Source organism: Campylobacter concisus, assembly GCF_003048595.2.
Lineage (GTDB): Bacteria > Campylobacterota > Campylobacteria > Campylobacterales > Campylobacteraceae > Campylobacter_A > Campylobacter_A concisus_L.
This window is the reverse complement of record NZ_CP049270.1, coordinates 1,634,426-1,660,197: the sequence shown is the minus strand read 5'-3', so window position 1 is coordinate 1,660,197 and position 25,772 is coordinate 1,634,426. Positions and strand designations below refer to the sequence as shown.

Annotated in this window: 31 protein-coding genes; 29 read left to right on the top strand and 2 right to left on the bottom strand. The window is 38.8% G+C overall.

Features of this window, described 5'->3' with window-relative positions:
• Positions 1–27 precede the first annotated feature (27 nt).
• Together CVT15_RS08415 and CVT15_RS08410 are read right to left on the bottom strand one after the other, a co-directional pair.
• Positions 28–525 carry a chemotaxis protein gene (locus CVT15_RS08415; protein WP_103577317.1) on the bottom strand — a complete coding sequence of 166 codons (498 nt, stop codon included), beginning with the start codon at positions 523–525 and terminating at the stop codon, positions 28–30.
• Between the two features lie 8 nt (positions 526–533).
• A complete protein-coding gene (locus tag CVT15_RS08410) occupies positions 534–1,622 on the bottom strand; it encodes a nicotinate phosphoribosyltransferase (RefSeq protein WP_103577316.1) in 1,089 nt (362 codons plus the stop codon).
• 129 nt (positions 1,623–1,751) lie between these two features.
• Here CVT15_RS08410 and modA point away from each other — a divergent pair, with 129 nt between their 5' ends.
• The 29 genes from modA to CVT15_RS08265 all read left to right on the top strand — a co-directional run bounded on the left by modA (position 1,752) and on the right by CVT15_RS08265 (position 25,771).
• Positions 1,752–2,450 carry a molybdate ABC transporter substrate-binding protein gene (modA, locus tag CVT15_RS08405; RefSeq protein ID WP_107898227.1) on the top strand — a complete coding sequence of 233 codons (699 nt, stop codon included), beginning with the start codon at positions 1,752–1,754 and terminating at the stop codon, positions 2,448–2,450.
• An 8-nt stretch (positions 2,451–2,458) separates the two neighbouring features.
• Positions 2,459–3,118, top strand: coding sequence for a molybdate ABC transporter permease subunit (locus CVT15_RS08400; RefSeq protein WP_103577432.1), 660 nt, complete (start codon positions 2,459–2,461; stop codon positions 3,116–3,118).
• 400 nt (positions 3,119–3,518) lie between these two features.
• Positions 3,519–5,999: a DNA-directed RNA polymerase gene (locus tag CVT15_RS08395; protein ID WP_107898228.1), complete on the top strand. Its 2,481-nt coding sequence runs from the start codon at positions 3,519–3,521 to the stop codon at positions 5,997–5,999.
• A gap of 105 nt (positions 6,000–6,104) precedes the next feature.
• Complete coding sequence (locus CVT15_RS08390; RefSeq protein ID WP_107898229.1) at positions 6,105–6,395, top strand: hypothetical protein; 291 nt, start codon at positions 6,105–6,107, stop codon at positions 6,393–6,395.
• A gap of 12 nt (positions 6,396–6,407) precedes the next feature.
• A complete protein-coding gene (locus tag CVT15_RS08385; RefSeq protein WP_107898230.1) occupies positions 6,408–7,043 on the top strand; it encodes an ssDNA-binding protein in 636 nt (211 codons plus the stop codon).
• 28 nt (positions 7,044–7,071) lie between these two features.
• Positions 7,072–7,476 carry a GxxExxY protein gene (locus CVT15_RS08380; RefSeq protein ID WP_196373523.1) on the top strand — a complete coding sequence of 135 codons (405 nt, stop codon included), beginning with the start codon at positions 7,072–7,074 and terminating at the stop codon, positions 7,474–7,476.
• Positions 7,461–7,904: a helix-turn-helix domain-containing protein gene (locus CVT15_RS08375; protein ID WP_107898231.1), complete on the top strand. Its 444-nt coding sequence runs from the start codon at positions 7,461–7,463 to the stop codon at positions 7,902–7,904. Before CVT15_RS08380 ends, CVT15_RS08375 begins: the two co-directional genes overlap by 16 nt.
• A gap of 2 nt (positions 7,905–7,906) precedes the next feature.
• Entirely contained in the window at positions 7,907–9,556 is a 1,650-nt protein-coding gene (locus tag CVT15_RS08370; protein ID WP_107898232.1) for a DnaB-like helicase C-terminal domain-containing protein, read from the top strand.
• 14 nt (positions 9,557–9,570) lie between these two features.
• Positions 9,571–10,962 (top strand): DNA polymerase, encoded by a 1,392-nt coding sequence (locus CVT15_RS08365; RefSeq protein ID WP_107898233.1) that lies wholly within the window; start codon positions 9,571–9,573, stop codon positions 10,960–10,962.
• Between the two features lie 185 nt (positions 10,963–11,147).
• Positions 11,148–11,801: a DNA polymerase gene (locus tag CVT15_RS08360; protein ID WP_196373522.1), complete on the top strand. Its 654-nt coding sequence runs from the start codon at positions 11,148–11,150 to the stop codon at positions 11,799–11,801.
• A 111-nt stretch (positions 11,802–11,912) separates the two neighbouring features.
• Entirely contained in the window at positions 11,913–12,842 is a 930-nt protein-coding gene (locus tag CVT15_RS08355; protein WP_107898235.1) for a DNA cytosine methyltransferase, read from the top strand.
• Positions 12,843–12,940: 98 nt separating this feature from the next.
• The gene (locus tag CVT15_RS08350; RefSeq protein WP_107898236.1) at positions 12,941–13,429 is read left to right on the top strand and encodes a hypothetical protein; all 489 of its coding nucleotides are present in this window, start codon (positions 12,941–12,943) and stop codon (positions 13,427–13,429) included.
• A 219-nt stretch (positions 13,430–13,648) separates the two neighbouring features.
• Entirely contained in the window at positions 13,649–14,017 is a 369-nt protein-coding gene (locus CVT15_RS08345; RefSeq protein ID WP_107898237.1) for a YopX family protein, read from the top strand.
• Positions 14,010–14,333, top strand: coding sequence for a hypothetical protein (locus CVT15_RS08340; RefSeq protein ID WP_107898238.1), 324 nt, complete (start codon positions 14,010–14,012; stop codon positions 14,331–14,333). Before CVT15_RS08345 ends, CVT15_RS08340 begins: the two co-directional genes overlap by 8 nt.
• Complete coding sequence (locus CVT15_RS08335; protein ID WP_107898239.1) at positions 14,326–14,508, top strand: hypothetical protein; 183 nt, start codon at positions 14,326–14,328, stop codon at positions 14,506–14,508. The genes CVT15_RS08340 and CVT15_RS08335 overlap by 8 nt, the downstream gene beginning before the upstream one ends.
• Positions 14,509–14,657: 149 nt before the next feature.
• Positions 14,658–14,825, top strand: a complete 168-nt coding sequence (locus CVT15_RS08330; protein ID WP_159070260.1) for a hypothetical protein — start codon at positions 14,658–14,660, stop codon at positions 14,823–14,825.
• Positions 14,826–15,083: a hypothetical protein gene (locus CVT15_RS08325; protein ID WP_107898241.1), complete on the top strand. Its 258-nt coding sequence runs from the start codon at positions 14,826–14,828 to the stop codon at positions 15,081–15,083.
• Positions 15,080–15,538, top strand: coding sequence for a hypothetical protein (locus CVT15_RS08320; RefSeq protein ID WP_107898242.1), 459 nt, complete (start codon positions 15,080–15,082; stop codon positions 15,536–15,538). Before CVT15_RS08325 ends, CVT15_RS08320 begins: the two co-directional genes overlap by 4 nt.
• Positions 15,507–16,394 (top strand): hypothetical protein, encoded by an 888-nt coding sequence (locus tag CVT15_RS08315; RefSeq protein WP_107898243.1) that lies wholly within the window; start codon positions 15,507–15,509, stop codon positions 16,392–16,394. The genes CVT15_RS08320 and CVT15_RS08315 overlap by 32 nt, the downstream gene beginning before the upstream one ends.
• Before the next feature lie 214 nt (positions 16,395–16,608).
• Positions 16,609–16,818, top strand: coding sequence for a hypothetical protein (locus tag CVT15_RS08310; RefSeq protein ID WP_107898244.1), 210 nt, complete (start codon positions 16,609–16,611; stop codon positions 16,816–16,818).
• A gap of 1 nt (position 16,819) precedes the next feature.
• Complete coding sequence (locus tag CVT15_RS08305; RefSeq protein ID WP_107898245.1) at positions 16,820–17,020, top strand: hypothetical protein; 201 nt, start codon at positions 16,820–16,822, stop codon at positions 17,018–17,020.
• 11 nt (positions 17,021–17,031) lie between these two features.
• Positions 17,032–18,603, top strand: coding sequence for a portal protein (locus tag CVT15_RS08300; RefSeq protein WP_107898246.1), 1,572 nt, complete (start codon positions 17,032–17,034; stop codon positions 18,601–18,603).
• Positions 18,596–18,826, top strand: coding sequence for a hypothetical protein (locus tag CVT15_RS08295; protein ID WP_107898247.1), 231 nt, complete (start codon positions 18,596–18,598; stop codon positions 18,824–18,826). Before CVT15_RS08300 ends, CVT15_RS08295 begins: the two co-directional genes overlap by 8 nt.
• Positions 18,827–18,835: 9 nt before the next feature.
• Positions 18,836–19,543, top strand: a complete 708-nt coding sequence (locus CVT15_RS08290) for a capsid assembly protein (RefSeq protein ID WP_107898248.1) — start codon at positions 18,836–18,838, stop codon at positions 19,541–19,543.
• 27 nt (positions 19,544–19,570) lie between these two features.
• Positions 19,571–20,623 (top strand): hypothetical protein, encoded by a 1,053-nt coding sequence (locus tag CVT15_RS08285; protein WP_107898249.1) that lies wholly within the window; start codon positions 19,571–19,573, stop codon positions 20,621–20,623.
• Positions 20,624–20,679: 56 nt separating this feature from the next.
• Positions 20,680–22,008, top strand: a complete 1,329-nt coding sequence (locus CVT15_RS08280) for a hypothetical protein (protein ID WP_107898250.1) — start codon at positions 20,680–20,682, stop codon at positions 22,006–22,008.
• Positions 21,989–24,640 carry a hypothetical protein gene (locus CVT15_RS08275; protein ID WP_107898251.1) on the top strand — a complete coding sequence of 884 codons (2,652 nt, stop codon included), beginning with the start codon at positions 21,989–21,991 and terminating at the stop codon, positions 24,638–24,640. Before CVT15_RS08280 ends, CVT15_RS08275 begins: the two co-directional genes overlap by 20 nt.
• Positions 24,637–25,119 (top strand): hypothetical protein, encoded by a 483-nt coding sequence (locus CVT15_RS08270; RefSeq protein WP_107898252.1) that lies wholly within the window; start codon positions 24,637–24,639, stop codon positions 25,117–25,119. Before CVT15_RS08275 ends, CVT15_RS08270 begins: the two co-directional genes overlap by 4 nt.
• A 13-nt stretch (positions 25,120–25,132) precedes the next feature.
• The gene (locus CVT15_RS08265) at positions 25,133–25,771 is read left to right on the top strand and encodes a virion core protein, T7 gp14 family (RefSeq protein WP_230853922.1); all 639 of its coding nucleotides are present in this window, start codon (positions 25,133–25,135) and stop codon (positions 25,769–25,771) included.
• The last annotated feature ends 1 nt before the right edge of the window (position 25,772 follow it).

The following is a 25,772-nucleotide window of genomic DNA, read 5'->3' as shown; positions in this document are numbered from 1 at the left end:
TTAATGAAATTTATTTAAAATAAAGTTTTAAGGGTGGTTTTTAAACGATTTTACCAGCTTTGCCTCTTTGAAATTTAGCACGTATTTCACGTCTATGGCGTCTTTAGCACCTTTTCTTCGAGCGAGGATCGTTGAGTAAAATGGATGCTTAAGTTCAAGCATTTTAATCAGTTTTTGATCGCTATCTTCTTTTTTTATATTTTCAACGATTATTGTCGTTATAAATTTGCCCTCAAACTCGTAAAATGGCCAGACTATAACGCCTGCATCGCTTGTTTTAAAGTCTGTGATTTTAGATTTTTTAGGGATATTTAGCATGGAGATGATCTTTTTGCGTGAGCTATCCAAGTTTTGCACTGAGATCACCTTTACAAGCAGGTCTTTTTTGACTCCTATGCCATTTTGGCTAAAGCGGTAAACGCCGTCTTCAAGGATGCCAACTTTTTCAAAGGCGTTAGCGTAGTTTGCAGCCATACAGCTAGAGAGCAAAAGTGCTATAAACGTTAAAATTTTTATAAATTTCATCTCTTCTCCTAAAATTTAACTCTTTTTAGTCTATCTGAAGCGAAATTTTTCCTGCCAAATTTAGCCTCACTTTTGCCGTTTAGCTCGACTAGATCGCCTGTAAAGCCACAAATGTCATTTTTAACAAGATAGCTTCCCACGCCGTAAATATCAACTGGGGTGTTAAATTTCTCAAATTCGCTCATTTTTTGCGGATTAAATCCTGAGCTAACGACGATTTTAACATGCTTAAAGCCAGCTTTATCAAGCGCCTCTCTTAGGGCAAATATAAGCTCCTTGCAAACGCCGTGCGGGTCAAATTTACTCGTATCTTTGTCTTCAAAATGCTTATCTATCAAATTTTTACTAGTATCAACTCTAACTGCGCCAAGCCTCTCTTTTAGGGCATTTGCAGCTCTTAATGCGTCTGTGATCACGTCGTTGTTATAGTCCACTAAGGCCGTGACCTTCTCATTTTCAAAGGTTTTAGCATAAATTTCTGAGGCTTTTACTATATCTCCACCGCACATTTGAATAAGCGCATGAGGCATGGTGCCACCACCTTTTAGCCCCGTAAGCTCGCCCTGAGCGTCAGTAGCGACTTTTTTGATACCGCCTACAAATGATGCATAGCCGTCGCCTGGTTGCGTGCAGATGTCATCTTGCCTATCCGCCATACTAAAAACGTCCTTTCCATTTGCCGCTCTTATCACATCTCTTGAGTTTGTCGCTACGCAGCTTCTTCTAGTAAGTGTCGCATCGATCACATTTTCTAAAAAGCCAAAATTTTCATACTTGCCGCTTATCTTTAAAACTGGCTCGTTTGCATTTATGACATCGCCATCATTAAGCGCATAAATTTCAAGCTCGATTGGGTCTTTGGCAAATTTATTGATGACGGCTAAAACTTCGTCGATGCCACAAAGTACGATATCATCGCGCCTTTGAAAGAACTGCATCGTCACATGCTGATCTGGTAAGTTTTGCTTAATTATCTCATTTACTTTTAGAAAATATTTCGCAGTAAAGTAGCCCTCGCCGATCCTTGGATCTAGCTTAAAGGTCTTGTCTGTTAGCCTATCTATCTTGCCCTGCATCTTTAGCTCAAGTTCGTTCATGTCTGTCCTTTTGTTTTGTTGGGATTATACCATTTTGGCAAAAATCCGAATAAGTTATAAAAATATATTTTAAGAATGTATAAGAGTGTATTTTATAAAATCTTGAAATTTTACTTTTAAAGGAAAAATATGAAAAAGTTCTTACTTCTAATGGTTGCACTATTTGCATTTGGCAATGAAAATTTGCTAGTAAGTGCGGGTGGTGGATATAAAAAGATAGTTGAAGCAGTCGCGCAAAATCTCAAAAAAGATGGCGTAAATATCGATACTTCTTTTGCAAACATCACAGCGATCATGGCGCAGGCAAAAGAGGGCAAAACTGACGTGATAGTGGGCGATGAGGACTTTTTGAAAAAGTCTGATCTAAAGATCGCCGAGTATGTAAATTTAGGCTCAGGCGCCTTGGTATTAGCTACTAAAAAGGGCGTGAAAATAGAAAAAGTTGACGAGCTAAAAGCTCTTTCTAAGATCGCTATGCCAGATGCTGTAAAGACGGTTTATGGCAAAAGGGCGAATGAATTTATGCAAAAAGCGAATTTAAGCAGCGAGCTAAAGGATAAAATTTTAGCAGTTGCTGGTGTGCCACAGGTCGTTACATATATATTAAACGGCGAAGTTGATGCTGGATTCATCAACCAAACCGAACTAAATGCACACAAAGATGAATTTGGTAGTTTTGTCTTGATAGACAAATCGCTTTACGCTCCAGCAAACATCGTGGCTGCGAAGCTTGAAGGATGCGATAAAAAGGCTGATTGTGAGAAATTTTTAACTGAGCTAAAAAGCGAGAGATCAAAAGAAATTTACACTAAATTTGGCATAAGATAAGGCTAAATTTGCAAGAGCTCTCTTGGCTATTTGATCCACTATTTTTAAGTGTAAAGGTCGTTTTGTGCCAAGGGGCTTTGCTTATCGTTTTTGGGCTGGCTTTAGCTTATCTTTTGGCCTTTTATAAAGGTAAACTTAGAGCCATTTTAGAGATGATCGTAACTTTTCCACTCATCTTTCCGCCCATTGCTACTGGATTTTTACTGCTTTATCTGCTTGGCAAAAATGGCATCGTCGGCAAGGCTTTAAATTTAGAAATTATTTTTAGTTTTAAGGCTCTTGTGTTAGCTGCTTTTATAGCTTCGCTACCACTTTTTGTAAAGCCTGTCGCATCTGCTCTTGGCTCACTTTCAAAAAGCCTAAGTGAAGCAGCATATAGCCTTGGAAAAGATAAATTTCAAACAGCTATTTTCGTGCTCTTCCCATGTGTTGCAAAAAGCGTAGCAGCGGCTTTTATCTTAGCGATCTCGCGTGGGCTTGGCGAGGTTGGCATAACACTTATACTTGGCGGAAATATAATAGGAAAAACCGACACTATCTCGCTTGCCATTTATAATGCCGTATATGATGGTAAAAGCGATGAGGCTCTAGTTTTAAGCCTTGTTTTGGTTGTATTAAGCTTTATTTTGTTTGGGATTATAAATTTGCTTGATAAAAGCAAAATTTAAAATGAGAGTGGCGAGAGGATGAGAGAATCGAACTCCCCACCAGACGGTCAACCGCCCAGTCATCGGGTTTGAAGCCCGTAATCTTAAGGCTTTCTGTGATATTCTTATTAACTTTATAGGGAAAATCGCAGGAAGTCCCTACCCCTAAACTTTTACCTTTTTATGTCGTTAGTAGGTTAGACTAATAGGAAGAATTGAGCCTATTCTTATTACTATTATTAGCTTAGGTTAATCTTAATCGTGAAGATTTTAATCTTTTTACTCCCTAACACACTCCACTTATAGGAGGAGCAGAGGGGGGTAAAGGATTGTAAAGGATTACTCTTAGATATCCATAGGATGGTTATAGAACTCTCTGTCTTTCTCTTGGTCTTACTAAAAGTCCATAAAGGAGGACATTATGACACTAGAGCAAAGACAATTAAATCTTGAACTTGAGGGTATTAACGAAGGTGTTGAGAAGATAAGAAAAGAAGTAGCTAAAGCTAAAGCTAAAGGTGGCTACGGAGAAACTAAGGTTAGCTCAGTACTTATCTATCAACTTATGCAACCTTTTATGCAAGGTCTGATGACTTACAAGAAAGGTAGGCTAACGCATAATGAAAGGTTTATTAAAGACTTTATAGAGCGTATAGGATATGCTGAGGCTGGATATATAACTCTAAAGATTATCTTTAATAGCGTATGCACTAAGCAGACTAGGCTAGTATCCGTAGCCACAGCCATAGCTAAAGCTCTATTAGAAGAGCTAAATATCAAAAACTACAAGGCTGTTAATTCTAGGATTGCTATAACTGCTGACTTCTATATTAAAAGCCAACTACAAAAACGCGTAAGTAAAGAAAAGATAGCTAAAGGCTTTCATAGATTTATGGATGAGACTGAGGACTTTACAAGAGAGACATTAGATGCTAAAGAACAACTCTTGATAGGTCAGAAACTCTTAGATATTCTTATAGCTTCTACTGGTGTATTTGAAATAGGCGATAAGCGAGATGGTTATAATAGAATAGCTAAAACCCTAACTCCTACAAAAGAGTTTAGAGAGTATCTAGTAAAGGTAGAGGGAGAGTGTGAGCTTCTTACCCCTATACTCTATCCTATGCTTGTTAAGCCTAAACCATACGAAGTAGGAAAGTTAGGAGGTTTCTTAACTCCAGTATTACAAGTACCATTAGTAAAGAACCTCTCAGGTAAGCCTAACAACTATCTAAAAGACTACGAGATGCCTAAGGTTTATAGAGCTATTAACGCACTGCAAGACACTGCTTGGTGTATAAACAAGAGAGTGCTAGAGGTAGCTCAGCATTTCGTAGAGTTAGATAAAGAAATATCTGATCTTGAAATAACAAGTGGAACTGAACTTGATTATGTCCCTAGACCTGAGGGATTACCAATAGATGCTGCGGATGAAGAATATAAGCAGTTTAAGGCTACAAATCCTGAAGCTTTTGCAGAGTGGAAGAAAGCTAGTAGAACAGCACATAGAAAACAAGTAAGTGATAGAGGTAAAAGACTTCTTCTTGTGTCTCAGCTAGCTACTGCTATGAAGTTTAAAGACGAGCAAGAGTTTTACTACTGCTATAACTTAGATTGGAGAGGCAGGATATACCCATTACAAAGTGGTGGTTGCCCTAACCCACAAGGTAATGACTTATCAAAAGCACTCCTAAAGTTTGCTAATGGTGTAGCTCTAGGAGCTGAGGGAGCTAAATGGCTTTCAATGCTTGGTGCTAATACTTTTGGAGATGATAAGCTTCCTATGATTGAGAGATGGACTTGGGCTAAAGCTCACGAGAAAGACATCCTAATGGTAGCTAAAGACCCTTATGAGAATAAGTGGTGGTTTGAAGCAGATGAGCCATTTAAGTTTCTAGCCTTTTGCTTTGAGTGGAGTGATTATGTAGCTAGTAGTTATAGCTCTGAGTTTCTTAGTTATCTACCAGTGCCTCTTGATGGCTCTTGTAGTGGCATACAGCACTTCTCAGCACTGTTGCTTGATGAAAGAGGAGCTCTTGCTACTAATGTTATAAATGGAGATGAGGATAAACCTAATGACATCTATGCAGAGGTAGCGAAAGAAGTCTCAAAGGCTGTGGAGATTGATGCAGCTAACGGAGTTCTTGAAGCTAAACCTTTAGTAGGAAAGGTTGATAGAAAAGTTACAAAGAGAAATACTATGACAACTCCTTATGGTGTTAGTAGAGACGGTATGAAAGGACAGCTATTATCAGAGCTTAACCCAAAAGACTATACCTTTGTTGATACAAGCTTTGCCAAGATGTGCGTGTATCTAGCAGATAGAAACAAAGAAGGCATAGAGAAAGTTGTAGTAGCCTCAAAGGACGCTATGGCTTTTCTAAAAGATATGGCAAAAGTAGCATCAAAAGAAGATAAACCACTCTATTGGACTACTCCAAGTGGCTTCAAGGTAAAGCAAGAGTATCGCAAGCTAACATCAAAGCTTGTTGAAACATATTGGGGAGGCACTAGAGTAAGACTGAGCGTAGAAGAAGAGGCAAAAGATAGTGATAAAAAGATAGATAGCAGAGCTACAACTAACGGACAATCTCCGAACTATATTCACTCAATGGATGCTTCACATCTAGTCCTCACAGTTGATGCCTGCCTAGATAAAGGTGTAGAAAACTTTGCAATGATACATGACAGCTTTGCAACTCACGCAGGAAACACAGATACATTGCGTGATACGCTTCGCGAAGAGTTTGTTAAGATGTATAGTGAAAATAACCTAGCAAAGTTTAGAGATGAAATAGCATCACAGCTCAGCCCTAAGAATGCTAAGAAGCTCCCTGAGCTACCTAAACAAGGTAACTTAGATATTACAAAAGTCCTAAACTCTACATACTTCTTTTCTTAGCCCTATCTTTTTAGGGCTTAACCTAATCTTAATCTATACCTTTTTATAAAAATAACTCCCTAACATTCGCCACTTATAGGAAGAAAAACCTTTAGGAGGCATTTTATGACATTTAACAAAACAATCACAACAGCTTACAACAAACTCAAGAAAGGAGAACAGCTAAACTCTAAACTATATTGGGAACTCGTAGCAATAGGGCTACATCCGTGTCAGTTAAAAGAGGTTATAGCTCAAGGCATACCACTTAAAAAACTCTTACAACATAAAACAGATGCACTAGATGCACCAAATAGAGTTTATGAGAGAGATGTAAAGAGACTATTAAACAATCAATCTTATATGAGACAGAATAGATATATTCGCTCATTAGACCAACTGCTACAAACTATATAAAAAGGAGAGCTTATGGCAGAAACAAAAAAGAAACTTGCAAAACTTAATACACCTATTGGAGAAGCTAGATGGTGCTGGCTATATGAGCCAGATACTCGCTTCAAAGATGAAGGGGAGTATCACGTAGATTTAGTTCTTAGTGAAGACAATCCAAAGACTAAAGAGATAGTAGCGAAGATAAAAGCTACCTATGATGACTTCAAGGCAACCTTAGATGACCCTAAGAAAGCTAAGAAAGAGCCTAAGCATCTTGGCTTTGAGCCTGAGACTGATGATAATGGTGATGAGACTGGTAATCTTGTGTTTAAGTTTAAAGCTAAGGCTAGCTTCATAAACAAGAAAGGCGAGAGAGTTGAGAAGGTAGCTCCAGCTGTCTTTGACGCTCAATGCAAACAGATAAAAGAGCCTATCTCAATCTACAATGGCACTACTATGATAGTTAATTTCAGCCCAAGTGGATACTTCAATGGCACAAACAATGGCGTAACTCTGTATCTAAATGCAGTCCAGATTATCAACCTTGTAAGTGGTGGTAATGGAGACGCTAAAGATTATGGCTTTGGAGAAGAAGAAGGCTACAGCTTAACTCCGTCTATGGATGCAGACGATGACACAGCTGAGGATGAAGTCAATGATGAGGACTTCTAAGCCACAGCTAAACAAGCAAGGAGAGAGAGTGCGGAGTGGCTTTGAGGCTGCTCTCACTGATGAGCTTACAAAGTTTAAGATAGCTTATGAGTATGAGCCTATCAAGATACCCTATCAACCTATCCAAAAAATCAAACACTACGTGCCTGACCTTGTGCTAGCTAACGGAATAATCGTAGAGATTAAAGGACGTTTTACTAGCCCTGATAGACAAAAGCATAAGGCTATCAAGGCTAACTACCCTAATCTAGACATTCGCTTCGTGTTTCAAAATCAAAACCAAAAAATAAATAAAGGCTCTAAGACATCCTATGCAATGTGGTGTAAGAGTAATGACATTAAGTGCAGTGAGGGGCATATCCCCCCTGCTTGGATAGCTGAGCCAACGAATACTACAAATAAGGAGTACATAAAGCAATGGCTAAAAAGATAATAATCAACCAAGAAAAACAAGTCCTAGAGTTTTTAAAGCTTGGACTTAGACTTAACCCAGTGGTTGCTACAAGAGAGCTAGGGCTTATTGGCTCAACTCTAGCCTACCACATACATAACCTAAGGCACAAGGGCTGGAACATCACTACAAAGCTAAAGAGGTCAAAGTACAGCAACTCTAAATATGCTGAATATAAGCTAGACCCATCTTGGAGACTTCTAAGTGAAGCAGAGAAGCGAGAAGCACTAGATGGACGGCGTATATTTAACATAAGAAACTTCAAAATAGATGACAGAGTAGAACTAATAGATGGAACGAAAGGCTTTGTAACAGGTGTTTATAAGTCTGGTCTTTTAGTTATGGAAGATGAGAGAGGCAAAGAGCTGTTAGTAAAACTAGAAGACGTAGCACAAAAGCTAAGGAGATAGCTATGGCAGACTTTCTGAGACACGAGCCTTGTGAGCTCTGTGGCAGTAGTGATGGTAAAGCTATTTACTCTGATGGCTCTACATATTGCTTTGTGTGTGAGAAAGCAGGAAAGGCAGATGATATGAAGCAAACACAAAAACCTGAGCCAAAAGTAAAAGGTGCAATGATAACTAATGGAGCTATCAAACCTCTAAATAAGAGGGAGATAAGCTATGCTACTTGTGCTTTTTGGAATTATCAGATAGGCAAGGACAGCAAAGGCAACACGTGTCAGATAGCAAATTACTACAACGATAAGCAAGAGGTAGTGGCTCAGAAAGTTAGATACCCTGATAAAAGCTTTGCAGTTCTTGGAGACAAGCATCTCCCATTATATGGAGCACAGCTTTGGAGCAAGGAGAACGCAAATAGCATAATCATTGTAGAGGGAGAGATAGATGCCCTTAGCGTTTCTCAGGTCTATAACAATAAACGACCAGTAGTTAGCATACCTAATGGAGCTCAGGGAGCTAAGAAAGCTTTAGCTAAGCAACTAGATTATCTTAGTCAATATGAAACTATTATCTTAGCTCTTGATAATGACGAGGTAGGACGTAAGGCTATGCTAGAGTGTGCTACTTTATTCAAAGCAGGTAGTGTAAAGCTATGCTACTGGAGCGGTGGTAAAGATGCTAATGATATGCTTGTAAAAGGAATGCTAGCTGATATTCATAAGAACATTAAAGAGGCAAAGGCATGGAGACCTGAGGGCATCATAAGCTCAAACGAGTTAAGCCTAGATGATTTAAAAGCTCCAGTAAAACAAGGCATAGCCTACCCCTACCCTAGACTTCAAGAGATGACACTAGGTTCAAGAGGTGGCGAGCTTATCATTTGGACTGCTGGAAGCGGTATAGGCAAATCCACAATACTTCGTGAGCTAGCCTATCACTTTGTGTTAGCTTCGGACAATGCAAAGATAGGGATGATATTTCTTGAAGAGAACATAAAGAAGACAGCTCAAGCCTTTATAGCTCTTGATAACAACATCTCACTTGCAAAGCTAAGATACAACCCAAGTCTATTAACCCCTGAGGAGTGGCAAGCTTCTAAGGTTAAACTCTTTGATAGTGGCAGAGTAATCTTTTATAAACACTTTGGCTCACTAGAGAGCGAACACCTACTAAGCGAGATACGCTATATGGTTGTAGGACTTGGAGTAACCCACGTATTCTTAGACCATATAAGCATAGCTATAAGTGGTAATGAGAGCGAAAATGAACGTAAGGACATTGATATGCTTATGACCTCTTTACGCTCACTTGTAGAAGAGACTGGGTGTCATATAGATGCGATAGTCCATCTTAAACGAACAAGCAAAGGAAGCTTTAACGAGGGAGCTCAAGTAAGCTTATCAGACCTAAGAGGTAGTGGAGCACTAGAGCAACTAAGTGATAGTGTAATCGCCCTTGAACGTAACCAACAAGCTGACGGAGATGCTAAAGATACTTCGACACTTCGTATCCTAAAGAACAGAGAGATAGGGATAACTGGAGTGGCTGATAGCCTAAGATATAACAGAGAGACTGGTAGGCTTGAAGCAATAGAAGAAGATGACAATGAACACTTTAAAGTTGTAGAAAACAAAGCTGTGGAAAACACGGACTTTTAATAAAAAGGAGAGCAATGCTAGTTTTTGACATTGAGACTGATGGCTTACTTAATGAGCTATCCAAGATACACACAATGACTATCTATGATACAGATACAAAACAATATAAAAGATATGACAAAGAACATACTAGCGAAGGTGTAGCTAGACTTGATGGTGCTGAGATATGTGGTCATAACATTATAGCCTTTGATATACCAGCTATAAAGAAGCTATACCCCTCCTTTAAACCTAAGAAAATCCTAGACACCCTTGTGATGGTTAGGCTAGCCTTAGCAGATATAAAGAAGTACGACCTAGCAAAGAAAGCTATAAGCACTAAACTTTATGGCTCACACTCATTAAGAGCTTGGGGAGAGCGTTTAGGAGTTTTAAAGGGAGATTACGGAGAGACTACTGACTGGCAAGAGTGGAGCGAAGAGATGAGCGACTACTGCGAGCAAGACGTTAGAGTAACAGTAGCTCTATTAGAATATCTTAAGAAGTTTAACCTAGAGGATAGCTATGCCCTTACCTTAGAGCATAAGGTACAAGAGATTATCTCAAGACAGATAGCTTTTGGATTTATGTTTGATAAGGACAAGGCTGAGGACTTCTACATAATGCTACTACAAAGACAAAGTGAGCTCTTAAAAGAGTTTAGAGAAATGTTTCCACCTAGACTAGAGAGCAAGGGAGAGTTTATCCCAAAGGTCAATAACAAGACTAAAGGATACACAAAGGGTGTGCCATTTACGAAGCTAAAGCTAAAGGAGTTTAAGCCAAGCTCAGGAGCTGATATAGCTAAATTCTTTATAGAAAAATATAAATGGCATCCTGAAAGCTATACGGATACTAGAGAGCCTAAGGTTGATACAGAGGTCTTAGAGAGCCTAAGCTACCCTGAAGCCCCTAAGCTCTGTGAGTATCAGCTAATATCCAAAAGACTTTCACAGCTAGCTACTGGCTCACAAGCTCTTATAGGGTGCTGTGAGCTAGACGAGCGTATTCACGGATATGTAAATAGCTGTGGAGCGGTAACTGGTAGGATGACACACTCATCTCCGAACCTCGCACAAGTGCCTGCTGTAAAGCTAGACAAAGAAGGTAACTACCTTTATGGAGCAGCAGGAGATTATCAAACAGAGTTTAGAGAACTCTTTATAGTACCTAAGGGCTACAAGTTAGTTGGCTGTGATGCTAGCGGACTTGAGCTTAGGACACTCTCACATTATCTAGCACGTTATGATGACGGAGCTTATGGACGTGAGGTAGTTAGTGGAGATATACACACAGCAAACCAAAAGGCTGCTGGACTGCCTACGAGAAACTCAGCAAAAACTTTCATCTTGACTAACAAGTTAAGGATGACTTTATGGGTAACTATAATGACAAAAACAAGGTTAATTCAGGGGAACTCTTACTAGGTAATGCTAAAGACAATCCTGAGCCAAGCCAAGTATTATGCTTGGAAGGTGCAACGACTATTATGTAAGGCACAAGCTTATGGTGTCTGAAACGCCTTGCTCCTAGAGATAGGATGAAGATATAGTCTGAGCTGTATAGAAATATACAGATGCCTACAAAGGCTGGTAGGGGCTTGCGACCCCTATTGAACGTAACTGATAGCTGGCTTTATGGCGGAGGAGACTTAAGGATAGGCTTAAGTATCAACAACTCCTTAGAGCAAGTTAGGAAACTTAAGGCTGAGTATCCTAAAAAATATGAAGAATACAAAAAGAGATTTCTAAAAGATAGCTTTACAAAAGATGGTAAGCATTACACTAAGGTAAGCAAAGGCAGATGGGTGGAGCTTAACTCTGATCTTATCTGCTATGCCATAGATGGTTGGCTTATCAAAGAGAGATTTTTAAAAAGCTTACCAGCTCTTACAAGCCTACGTGAAGACGTGGCAGCTAAAGCAAAATCCCAAAAGTTTATTAAAGGTTTAGATGGGCGAACGCTAAAGATACGCTCAGCACACTCAGCTCTTAACGTGCTCTTACAAAGTGCTGGAGCTATTGTGATGAAGCAGTATCTAATAACCCTTGATGAACTCTTACAAAGGGAGCTAAGGGCTGGAGAAGATTATGAGTTTGTGGCAAACATTCACGACGAGGTGCAAATCCAAGTCAAGGAAGAGTATGTCACTAGAGTTAGTGAGATATGCCTAAAGAGTTTTGAGCTTGTTACGGAGTTCTTTAAGTTTAGGATACCACTAGCAGGAGAAGCCAAGATAGGCAACTCTTGGAAAGAAACACATTAATAAAGGATAGATGATGTTATTTGAAGAAAAGATAGATATTGCCCTTAATAGATTTATGCTTTCAAGCAGTGTTGGCTTGATAGCTATGATGGTTTTTATAGAAGTAATAAGATGAGATTAGGCTCGCTATTTAGTGGGCTTGGAACTGCTGAGATAGCTACTAAGGCTGTGTTTGATGATGCTAGATGCGTCTTTGCTTGTGAGATAGATAAGTATGCTAGAGCTAGCTTTGAAGCTAACGTCTCTTGTGAAGAGTTTTACAAAGATATAAGAGAGATAGATGGCTCTAAATACAAAGATAAGATAGACATCTTAATAGGTGGTAGCCCTTGTCAAGACTTCTCTCTTGCAGGTTTAAGGGCAGGCATAGCAGGAGAAAGAGGACAACTTCTCTATGAATACCTAAGAGTTTTAAAAGAAGCTAGACCAAAGTATTTTGTCTTTGAAAACGTTAAAGGACTTCTAAGTATAAACAAGGGTAAGACTTTTAACACATTACTAGAATACGTTAAAGAACTGGGATATTTCTTAACATATCAAATCCTTAACACTAAAGACTACGGCATACCTCAAAACAGAGAGAGACTATATTTAGTTGGAAGTAAAGAGGATTTAGGTATTAGCTTTAAAAAGCCTATAAAGCTCACTAAGAGCATCAAAGACTTCTTGGATACTAATAACAACAAGTATTTAAACAAACCTTATGAACTCTTACCAAAACCAATAGGCTCATCCATCATTCAAGTGGCGAAGGTAGATAGTGCTAGGTTAGATAGAGCAAGAGTTTATAGCATTGCTGGTATCTCTCCTTGCTTACTAGCAGCAGCAGGAACAGGCGGAAACAATCAAGTTAAAGTGCTTATACAAGACAAGATAAGAGTTTTATCTCCAAGAGAGTATCTAAGACTTCAAGGCTTTGATAATAGCTACAAGATAGTTGTTAGTAACTCTCAAATGTATAAGCAAGCAGGAAATGCAATGAGCTTAAATGTGCTTACTATGGTTTTAGAAAGTATCAAAGAAGCTCATAAAGGTGTCTAGGAAGCTCCACAAAGGGCGAACGCTTCTTGGATGATAAATGAAGCCTTAAGAGCTTAATTGCTCTTTAAGGCTCTGTAAACGATTTTAAAGGATATACGATGAGGATGACAACGGAAGGAAAGATGGAAGTTATTAAGGCTTTTTCTGAGGGTAAGCCCGTGGAAATCTACACCATACATGGGTGGTGGGAAACTAAGGTAAATGATGTTTGGGATTTTCAAAAGTGCATTTATCGAATAAAGCCTGAAGAAACTGCACCTAAGTTTAAAGTAGGAGATAAGATAGTCCTTATAAGGGATGAGGGGAAAGCTAGTCCTATTATAAATACCCTTACAGAAATGTGCAACGACAGAGTTAGGCTTAATAGTTGTTCGGAACTCTCGTTAAGAGAATTATGCGAACGTTATACCAGTGTTGAGAATGTCCTATGGTACTTTGAGACCTATGACTGCACTACTAAGAAGTGGGGACTAATTACTGCTTGGAGATTCACTATAAAAGAAGCTGATAAAGAGTTTGCATCTAGCCACCATATAACTAAATGGAGACCTATGTATGCTTTAGGTTTTGCATTAAAGGAGAAATAGAGATGAAAACTATACAAAAAATAGCCTTAAAAGTAGTAAATGCTTTTTAGCCCTTATAGGACTAGTGTTTTTCTCAGTATATGTGGTTCTACTTGGCTCAGTTATATTCTTAGTAAGTACCCCTTTATACATAGTAATGAACTTTAAAGAGTTTATGAAAGACCCTTTAGGTTTTATAAAGACTATATTAATAGATATAAAAGAACTATTGGAGAGTTAATGATGAGACCAAGATATAGAGCATGGGATAAAGAACAAGAGAAAATGTACTATGACGTAGAGCATATCTATGACGACTGGAAAACCAGCTGCGCTTCTTTTGGAGCTATGCTAGAGAATACTAAGCGTTTTGATGTTATGCAATACACTGGTAAAAAGGATATTAATAACCACAGAATATTTGAAAAAGATATTGTAAGTTTTCGCACACTAAATGGCACGGAGCTTATAGGAAAAGTCAAATACTATGAGGATGGTGCAAGCTTTTTAATAACAGCTAAAGAACGTTACGCGGAGTATCTTAATAATGTTTCTGACTTGGAAGTCTTAGGTAACACCTATGAAAATAAGGAGTTACTCAATGACTAACTTTAAACAAGAAACAATAGAGCGCATAGGAGATCACAAAGTAGCTGAGTATAAGCTTGAGTATGTAAGAGACTGGACTTTATCAGAGAACCCTACCTATATGGGTAGCGATGAAATCAAGTGGGACGTAGTAACAAAAAGTGAGCTTACTTATGATAGTGGCTATGGCTTGCAGTATTGGGATGGTTGGATAACCTTTAAAGATACCCCTGACTGGCTAGAACGTGAAGAGTATGATGGTGCTGAGTGGTGGGCTTGGAGAAGTAAGCCCAGTTTAGAAAAAGAAAGAGAGAAAAGGAGACAACTAGATGAGTAGCCCAGAAAAAGAAAAACACCTAGCCGCCCTTACAAGCCTAGAGGCGTTTGACAAGTCTAAGGAAGTTATAGAGATAAGGCTTACCAACGAGCAGGCTGAAGCTATGAAAGAGCTTATAGATTTTATAAAAGAAAGTGATGTGGAGGTAATTATAAGAGATGATAAAAATATATGAAGTCAGAATAATCAAAGATGATAGGTCGCACTTTCATCAATGTTTCTTTGATGAGAAGCTAGCAGAGTTTGAAGCAGAGCAACAAAATGAGAGAGCAGATAAGGAGGCAGGTATCTTTATCGTCAAGCCTCACGTTGTAAAGGATAGTTATGGCAAAGAGTTACGAGATATATGAGTTTGATAAGAGCTCAAATGAGGTTAAGACAATAGCTACTTATTCATCACGTGTAGTTGCTCTTGCTAGAGTTAAAGAGCTAAATAATACCCTTAAACCTAAAGAGAGAAGATATAAGGGCTACTACATAAAGGAGGTTTAGATGAGCTTTAAAGAGAGCGTAACAGACGTTTTAGCTGATATTGGTGCAACCCTTATAAAGAAAAATGAGAGCTATGGCAATTCAGCCTTTGAGCCAGTGAGGATATTTAGCAAGGCTGATGAGTTAGAGGGTCTAAGGGTTCGCATAGATGACAAGCTAAGTCGTATAGCAAAAGGTAATGAGAGTTACAATGAAGACACCATAACTGACCTTATAGGCTATCTAATACTACTAAAAATAAAGGAGAGTGAAAAGTGATAAATGGGAGCAAACAAAAGAGGATACTTGACTGGGCTATCAACAACAAGAATATGTCTAATGAGTTTTTACCTAGCAAGGTAGCCCTAAAGATGTCTGACATCTCATCAGATTTTATGGCAGGTTATATAGCCAACAATATGACAGAGATGGTTTATCAGTATTGTTCTTACGTCTTTTGGCTAAGGGTCTTTCAAGCTAGACTAATATCAACCTACTATGGGGATAACGTTTCAGCACATAGAAAGGACTTAGCTTACGTAAATGATTTAACCAATCAAGGCTTTTTAATGCTTGAGATACTAAGTAAGACTGTGCCAGTAGGTAACGTGGATTTAAATATGGCTATGGAGTATTTAATCAGAGCCTATGAAGAAAACAGAAGCAAGGATTTGTGTAAAGAAGATATAGAGGAGCTTATATTTGGCAAGGAGATTATTAAAGAAAAGAGATAAGACACTTATCGTAGATGCGGATAGCTTGCTCTATGAGGCTGCTAGTGTTAATGAGAGCACCTTTAACTTTTCAGAAGATAACCAAGCAGTAGTCCTTGATGAAGAGGGAGCAAAAAAGAGTTTAGATGAAGCCATAGAGAAACTTAAAGATAGCATAAGATGCTCTAAGACACAGCTTTATCTTACAGGTGCAACAAACTTTAGGTATGACATCCTACCAACCTACAAACACAACAGAAAAGACCTACCAAAACCACGTCTCTTACCAATGCTAAAAGTGTATGCAGTGGATAAGTATGGTGCGAAGATAACCACTAAGATAGAAGCAGACGATGCTTGCTCTATACATCTTAGCAATGACCCCTTAAACAACATCTTAGCCCATATAGATAAAGACCTTAACCAAGTTGAGGGAGAGCACTACAACTGGCGTAAGGACTTAAGATACGAGCTTAACTACGCTCAAGGACAAAGGGTCTTTTATACGCAGGTTCTAACTGGAGACAGCACAGATGGTTATGGCGGTTGTAAAGGCATAGGTAAGGTAAAGGCTGAGGAAATCCTAGATGAATACCTAAAGTGGCAAATAAGCTTAGAGGATGATAAGACTATCCAAAAGAGCTTACCTTGTGATGATATATGGGAGGCTATTATCTCTTGGTATATAAAGTCTTATTACAAAGAGATGGAGGGCAACCCTGACACATACAAAACTAAAGCAATCAAAGAGGCCCTTACACAAGCTAGAGTTGCAAGGATGTTAAGAGTTGATGAGTTTAAAGGTGGTAAGCCTATCCTTTGGAACTATAAACCCCTTAATATTGACCTTAAAAAAGCTCATTTACCACAGCTTTAGAAACCCCCTAAAATACGACGTTTGTAGAACCTTGCCCCCCTATAGGAGAAAAGCACTTTCTAAAAGGGTAAAAGAGAGATTATAAAGTCCGCTTATTGCAACTTTAGAAACCCCCTAAAATAGGGCATTTGAAATCACACGCCACTTATAGGAGAAAAACACATTCTCCAAAGGGGGTAAGGGGGGATTATATAGATTATCCTAAAGGAGTTATATGGCTATACCATTAAACATAAATCACGAGAGATTAGTAATGGCTTTAGATGAAGCTTATCCTAGATTATCCATAAGAAACACAAGAAGCCCTGACTTTAACCTAAGTGAGAAAGAACTCTACTTTAAGTTAGGACAAAGAAGTGTAATAGATTTTTTATTAGATGAACTAGAGAAAACAAAACAACAAAAACATAAGGAGGACATTTAATATGTGCGGAGGCGGAAAACGAAGAGCACCAGACCCACAACCAGCTCCACCACCACCAGCTCCAGCTGAGACAGCAGAACTAAAGGTAGGAGATAGTGAGGATAGCAAGAACCAAAAGAAGAAACGTAGAGGAAGCTCAAGGCTTACTATACCAATCCAAAAGACAGTTGATAGTGGTACTGGATTAAACATAATGGGCTAGAAAGGAGCTAAATGATAGAGGTAACTTCTCTAGCAAACAGATACAAGCAGTTAGAAAATAAACGTAGCTCTGTCTTAGAGAGAGCAAGAGAGTGTGCTAAGCTTACCATCCCCTCACTACTACCGCCTGATGGCAGTGATGAGCAAACAAAGCTTTATAAACCCTTTCAATCACAAGGGGCTAGAGGTGTTAATACCTTAGCTTCAAAGCTTATGCTAACCCTACTTCCACCTAATAGTCCATTTTTCAGATTTACCATTGACCCTAGCTTAGTGCAAGAGGGCTCTAAGAGTGCAGACGTAGAAGCTACGCTATCGCAGATGGAGAGTGTGTTAGTAAATCATATAGAAGCTAGTGGAGAGAGGGTGCAAATCTTTCAGTTTTTAAGGCTATTAATCATTACTGGTAACGCCCTGCTCTACTTCCCTAGTGATGTTAAAGGGGCATCCTTAAAGATTTATAGGCTAGACCAATATGTATGTCAAAGAGACCCACTAGGCAACCTACTAGAGTTTTTAATAAAAGAGCAAATAGCTCCTATGGCTATAACTGATGAAACCATTAAAAATGCAGTACTGGCTAAAACAAAACAGCTAGAGAGCTCTAAAAACTACGTAGAGCTTTATACAAGGGTCTATCTTGATAAAGACAAAGGTAAATGGATAACAGCTCAAGAAGTGGGTGGCTTTAACTTACCTGAGGCTGATGGAGAGTTTGAGAAAGATGAGCTACCCTATCTAGCTCTCAGGTGGTCTGCACTACCTAATGAGAACTATGGCAGAAGCTATGTGGATGAAGTCATAGGAGACTTAAGGAGCTTAGAGGGCTTATCTCAAGCAAGGCTAGAAGCTAGTAGTGCTAGTGCAAAAGTGCTTTTCTTTGTAGCACCTAACGGCACAACTAGAAGTATTGATATAGCTAATGCTGAAAACTTAGAGGTGCTTGAGGGTAATGCAGAAGATGTTAGTGTGCTACAAGTTAATAAGAACGCAGATATAGCAACCATAAGAGAGAGCGTTAATGACCTTAAACAAGACCTAGCATTTCACTTTATGATGAACTCCAGCATACAAAGACAAGCTGAGAGGGTAACAGCTGAAGAGATAAGAACAATGGCAAGTGAGCTTGAAGAGAGCTTAGGAGGCACATATAGTGTGCTATCTCAGGAGTTTCAACTCCCTTATATCAAGCTAAAGATACAAAAGCTTAGAGAGAGCGGAGCATTCCCTGATGGTAGTGAGAACATAGAACCACTTATCACAACTGGTTTAGAGGGCTTAGGCAGAGGACAAGACTATAACAAGATTATAACTTTTATGCAAACAGCGAGCACTCTAGCACCACAAGCAGCTTCTATGATTAACTATGAGTACGTGCTTAAAAGCCTAGCCACATCGCTAGGTATAAAGGATACTGACATACTCTTGGATGCTGAGACGATAGCACAGCAACAACAACAAGCACAACAACAAGAGCTTATGAGTAAGGCTACTCCAAACTTAGTGAGTGGTATTAGCAAAGCTATGACAGATCCAAGCGTAATGCAACAAATGACACAACAACAAGGAGAGATAAATGGCTAGAAATAATAGCAAGAATGCAGAAAACAAAGAAAACTTAGAAAACCAAGAGCAAGCTAACGAGAACCTAGAGCAGGCTGAGGAAACTAAAGAGCAACCTAAATCTAACGCTGACAGCTTAGCAGTAGAGGCAAAAGGCTTTAGTGAGAGTGCAGAGTTTAAGGTTAATAGCACCATAACTTCAGGCGAAGTTGTAGATGGTAATCAAACAATAATCAGATTTTAAGGAGAGGTAATGGATGGTAGCAATATTGATAACCAAATGGCTGTTAATGACGAGATTAACGCTCAGCCAAGCAAGACAGAGATACCTACTCAAACAACTGATAGTAAGACCACTAACAGCGGACAAGATGCTGGTCTTGAAATCACAGCAGAGAAATCACAAGATACTCATAGACAGACTTATGACCCTAGCGAAGACTTCGATTACTCAAGATATGAGAATGAACTAAGAAGTACTGGAGATATAGGAGAAGCTTCACGCAAGGAGCTTTACAAAACATTTCCTAAAAATCTAGTGGATAACTATATAGAGAACCTAAAGGTAGCTTCGGCTTATGTAACAGAACAAGCAGCAAACCAAGCTTATAACTTAGTTGGTGGTAAAGATGATTACACAGCGATGATAGCTTGGGCTAGTGAAAACCTTACAGAAGATGAGATAGAAGACTATAACGAAGCTATAAATAGTGGCAACCAAAGACGTATGAATACAGCCATTAAAGGTCTATATGCAAGGAAAAGTCTAGCTAGCTCAAATAAGCCTAAGCTAACTATGGGAGATACAAGTGGTGGAAAACTTAGGGATGATACTTTCTTAACACGCAGAGATTATGCCAACGCAATAGCTGATGAGAGATATAACAAGAGCCCACAATATAGGGCAGAAGTAGATGAAAGACTAGCTAATACATTAAAGCTAGGTGGATTTAGACAATAAATATAAGAACAAATAAGGAGAATATAAATGGATAAAGCAACAGCTTTGAATAGTGGAGCTAAGAATGGCTCATTTAGTGGGCTTGAAACAAAAGATAGAGAGCTTTTAACAGAGAAAGTAACTGGAGAAATCATCGCTAGTTTTGAGAAAACAGTTGCGATGGAGGGTAAGTACCAAAGAAAAGAAATCAGTGGTGCTAAGTCACTACGCTTTGAGCACGTAGGTGGAATTGGAGCTTACTACCACAACGCTGGAGAGCACATCAAAGGCTCTGAAGTAGCTCACGATAAGTCTGAGCTTACTCTTGATAGACCTCTTGTGAGCTCATTCTTCACTGATGACTTTAACGAGAGTATGCTTCACTACGATGCTCGTAAAGAGTATACAAGAAAGATGGGAGAAGTCCTAGCTCAAAAGTATGATAGAAACATTCAGATGAAGTTTATTACAGCAGCACGCCTAAAGAACGTAATGGATGAATATCAAGGAGGCTCTGTAATCGTTAATGCTGACCTAGCTAACTCAGACTTAGCAACAAGAGTAAATGCCTTTGCTAAGGCTTTGATTAATGCCAAAAAAGAGCTTATCAAAAAGAACGTTACAGGGCAAATCTTTGCTGTAACAACTCCTGATGTCTACTTTGAAATAGTAGAAAATAGAACTTTGCTTAACAAAGATTATGGCAACGTGGGAGATTATGCTGAAGGCACTGTGTTTAAGATTGGCGGTATCCCACTAACTTACCATAACTACCTACCAACAGTTGATGCTACAAAGCCAGCTAATGCTGAGTTTTATGATGAGTATCACGGAATTAACTGCGAGGGTACTGTTGCTTACGTAGGTACTGATGAAGCAGTAGGCGTGTTAAAAGGTGGAGATATTACCACTAAGATTTGGGATGATAATGGTCGTATGGGCACTTGGACACGTGCTAGCCTAGCTTGTGGTATGGGTGTACTTAGACCAGAATGTGCCGTAGAAATCCGTAAGTCTGCACTACCAGCTAACTGGGGTCAGGTTATCTATGATAGAAACAGAGTTGGAGCAGGCAAGCTTCCAGCAGGCTCACACGCATAACATAAGGGGGCGTTATGCTCCCTTTTTTTTTGTCAAAAATAAAATAAGGAGGAATAATGCCAAGAGATAGAATAAAAGATGCAGTAAATACGTTATTGTTAAGCATAGGTCAAGAGATGCTAGATGATATGGATGACCCTAGTGCACTTATGGCTAAGCGTATGCTACAAAATGCAATAGATGAGCTACCCTATACAAACGATGACTTTACATATAATGAGATAGAAACACTTAATAATATGTCAATAGAGGTGTATAACTTAGTTGTGGCAGTAGCTGGGCGTAAGTTTCAAACAAACGTAGTATCTAGCGAAGTATTGCATGAGTTTACGGTAGAGGATGAAGCCTATAATAAAAGAGCTATCATAAGAAAGAGACTAATACCAAAGAACATTCAAGCAGAAGTTGATACAGAGCTAAGAGAGCTTTACAGCTTTAGTGCTCTTGTGCCTAACAGCTTAAAGCAAAACCTAGCACTTATTAAGCTAGAAGCAATCCTCTTTGCTAAAGTAGATGAGTATCCACTTAGTATTGAGAGTGTAGAGCGAAGTTATTTGGATTTTAAAAAGAGGCTAATAACTAAAAGAGAAGTACCTAATGAAGTGCTTGAAGCCACAGCTAAAGAGCTCTTTGCAATATATGGCTTTAGTAATGTAATCCCAGTTGATATATCAAAACCTAGTAATATAACACAAACTCTAAGAACTCTAGCTTGTTATAACTTTCAAAAGTCAATCCTAAGCACTGATGATTATGTCATATCAGATGCTGAAAAAAACCAAAACGAACTTGACTTACGCTTAGCAATAATAGCAAACAGACTTTATCCGCCTGAGCTTTATATAAGAGTTAAAGATGAGTTTATAACTACTTATGGATATATAGAGAGCGAGTTTAACTCTATAATAGAGGATTACATTCTAAATAAAACTATGTTTAGATTGCAAAGCATTCTTATCCCAACAGAGGCTCAAAGACCAATAACGTTGGAGGATATGGATAATGCAGAAGCGAGCCTTATAACAAATCTAATATCCCCTAAAATTATCTATGAGAGAGCCTTAAGAGAGATTAAGATTGAGCTTGGTATTGAAGAGGGTGTGGAAGATAAAGACATACCTGAGGCTGTATTTAACTATGCAAGATATAAAGCCAGCTTCTTACATCAACCAACAGCCATTATAAATCCTAGAAAGTATGTCTTAGATGAGATGACGCTTATTAGAGCTAAAGCCCTAGCAGGTCAGAGCCTATCTCCGCTATCCTTTATGAGCTCCAAGAGTGTCTCAAGGATACTTGATAAAGATAATAACCCTGAGGCTGTTACATCTAGTGTAAGAGCTAAATATAGATTAAAGGTAGCAAATGCAAACTCTAATAACTAAACACTATGCTGGATTATTTAATGGTATGAGTCAGCAAGCTCCAACGCTTAGGCTTGAAACACAAGGAGATTACCAAGAAAATGCTATTAGCTCTTTAGTCTATGGGCTATGTCAAAGACCTCCAGTAGAGCTTATAAAAGAGATGCAAGGCGTTGGCTATTACACCTTTTGGCATACTATAAATAGAGATGAAAAAGAGAGATATATCATCAGCCTTAGCTCAGGTGGAGATTTAAGGGTTATGAACCTAAATGGCTTTACCTATCCTATCGAGGGGCTAGCATCCCATCAAAACTATATAACTGCTAAAAACCCTAGAACAGATATAGCTATGACTACCATAGGGGACTACACCTTTATAGTTAATAAACGTAGAGATGTAAAGATGAAAAAGACCTTTGATAGTTTTAAGGCAACTTCTGATTTTGAAGTAAAGGTAAGTACTAAAAGTGAGGGCTATACCGATGAAACAAGAGCTTACTTTATAAAAGTGGATGGCACTACACTAGCAACCTATACCCACGTTAAAGGTGCTAAGACACCTAAAGAGAAGCTAGAGGATGAAGAGGATGTCTTAAAGGAGCTAAGAGAGCAGATAAATGCTAGAACTGGCTTTTCTGCTACTGATATAACCAAAGAGGGTAGCTCTTTTACGTTTAAGTTTAGAAGGGCTGATGGCACTAAGTTTGTAGTAGATACCAGCGATAGGCTTACCTACTCTACTCTAGGTGGTAACATAGTAAATGATATAGAGTATGATAAAAAGGCTATCATCTATGTAAGTAAAGGTGTAGCAGAGCAGAATTACAGAGTTAAGCTAAACAGCAAAGAGGGCTCTGTAAAGGTCGAGGTATCTTATACAACTGGTAATACAAATCAAGGAAGCACATATAGAACAGAGGTAATTGCTTCAAACCTAGCTAGTCAGATAAACTCACAAAGCAACGGTAACTTTGAGACAAAGCTTTATGGAGCTGTTATAGAGGTTTGGGCTAAAGATAAAAAAGACTTTGATATAGAGGTGGGGGATAGCTGGGGAGATGCAGCTCTTAAAGCTTTTAAAGGTAGAGCCCAAGCATTTACATCCCTGCCTCCTAAAGCTCCTGAGGGAACTGTGCTTCAAATAGTTGGTAAGACTGATAGTGATGAGGGGACATACTGGGTTAGATTTGAAAATAGTTATCTAAAAGATGGCGAGAGAATATCAACAACTGGTGTATGGAAAGAGTATAGAGAGCCTAATGGCTTTCATAGATTTGATAATGCTACTATGCCTTTACAGCTTATTAGAAAACAAGACGTTGCAAGATATAAAAGTGCAGGCAATCCTTTAGGTCTTTACTTTGCACTAGAGTATTGCTTATGGGCTGATAGAGCTGTAGGAGATGAGAACTCAAACCCAAACCCTAGCTTTGTTGATAATACCATAAATGACATCTTTCTATTTTCAAATAGGCTTGGGATATTAAGTGGTCAGTCAGTATCTCTTACAAAGGTTGGAGACTTCTTTAACTTCTTTGCAAGCACTGTTACAGATGCCCTTGATGATGCTCCAATAGATGTGGATGTGCCATCAACCTCTGTAACTACGCTTTACTATGCAAAAGCGAGTAGAGATAACCTTATGATATTTGGAGACGACCAGCAGTTTATCCTTAATAGTGGTAATGACCCATTATCATCAAAGACTATAAACGTAGCCCCTATTCTATCCTATCCTTTTGATGGGTCAGTAAGACCTATTAGCTTAGGACAAATGACCTACTTTCTATCGCCTAAAGGCTGGAATGAGATATGCGTTAGAGAGTATTTTATACAAAGTGATGGGATGATTAATGATGCTCCAAGTATCACAGACCACGTGCCAAGCCTTTTAGAAAGCTCTCATTTAGGAAGCCTTATAGCTGGTATGGCTAATGAGGATTTACTCTTTGTATGCAATAGCTCAAAAAAGCTATATGTCTATAAGTATGCTTGGAGTGGAGATAAAAAGACCCAAAGCTCTTGGAGTGTTTGGACGTTTTGTAGAAACGTGTTAGGTGTCTTTTGTTTTGAAGATAAACTCTATCTATTCTTTGATGGTGGAGTATTTGGTAAGATAGATTTAGGTAGAGTAGGAAGCCACTATGAGTGCTTAGACTTTCTAAAAGAGGTCTCCCCTGATAATATTAATCTAGTAGAGGGCATTGGTAAAGAGTATATGCTAAGAAACTCTTTAACAAATGAAGAGTATACCTACGAGCAGTTTAAGGCTGGGATAGCTCCTTACGCAAAGCTAGGGTATAAATACCGCTTTAGATACCACTTCTCCCCTATCTTTCTAAAGTTTACTAATGATGTAGTTGGCTCAATAGATGGTAGAACACTCCTAAGAAGAGCTACTATATACCTATCAAAAGGGGCTAACACAAGTATAAGTATAAAAGACTATGGCACTGATAAAGAGAGGCTTAAATATACTTGGGCTATACCTAATCAAAACTACCCTCCTAAAATCTTTAAAAAGACTTTCATACTTCGTGGAGAAGCCAAAGAGAATAAGCTTTGTATAGAGAGTGCTGATATTAAGCCAGTATATATCCAGTCAGTATCTTTTGAAATCCTAACCTCACTAATAGATAAGCCACTATGATAAGAACACTTACATATAAGCCTAGCTATTGGGAGATAGCTAAGGCTCTTAAGATTTGCAAGCGTGAGGTAGATGAGCTAAAAGCACAAAGCGATATAAGCCCTAAACAAGCCCTAAAGGAAAGCCTAGATAACTCTATCATAGCTTGGCTACTACTAGATGAAGATGAGAAGTGCATAGGGGCTGGTGGAGTTGCTAGAGATAGCAAGGATGAGAGCATAGGTATTGTATGGGTGCTTTGTAGCGATGAGCTTTTTAATAAGCACTTATTTAGCACTAACTCATTTTGTTATGATGGCATAGCTTACTGCTTCTTTAAACTGGGTCTTACAAGGGTTTATAACTATGTAAGCTTAAATAACAAACCCTCTATAAAGTGGCTTAGAAGCTTAGGCTTTAAGTTTGCTAATACCTACGTAACTTTCAAAGACAAAGACGAGCTATTTGATTTATTCTATTTAGATAAAGGAGATTTTTAAGATGTGTTATATGATGGCTATACCGATAGCAATGGCAGCTATGTCTATGGCAACTACAGCCTACCAAACCATAGAGCAAGGTAAAGCACAAAACAGAGCCATAGACGCTGAGTTAAAGCAACAAGAGAGCAACATGATGGCTGGGCAAGTAGCTTTAAAAGAACAAAGCCAGCAGATAGCAGATAAGGGAGCAGTTGAGAGGCAAAAAAGAGAGGCTGAGGCTCTACGTGAGAGAGCTAGGTTAAGAGTTGAGAGTGGCGGTTTAGTTGGTAACTCAATAGATGCACTATTTAATGCTTCAAGATTTAATGAGAACCAAGACCTAAGTGTTATAAACCAAAATGAAGAGAACGAACGCGCTCAGAATGCTAGAGAGTATGAGAGAATGTCTGGCAACTATTCAAACAAAACAGCTAGCTTAAGGTCACAATATAAAAGTGGGGGCGCAACAGGACTTGAAGCAGCCCTTGCAGGAGCTGTGGGAGGCTTGCAGATGTATGGCTCAGTAAGCTCTGCTTTTGGAGATGCAGGGCTATTAAAACAAAGCTCACAAGCAACATCTAAAACTACAAAAGCAGGAGCTAGCCACGTACAGAACCTTATGATTAAAAGCTCTTCTCATGCACCTAACTTTAAGTCGAATTGGGGGTAAT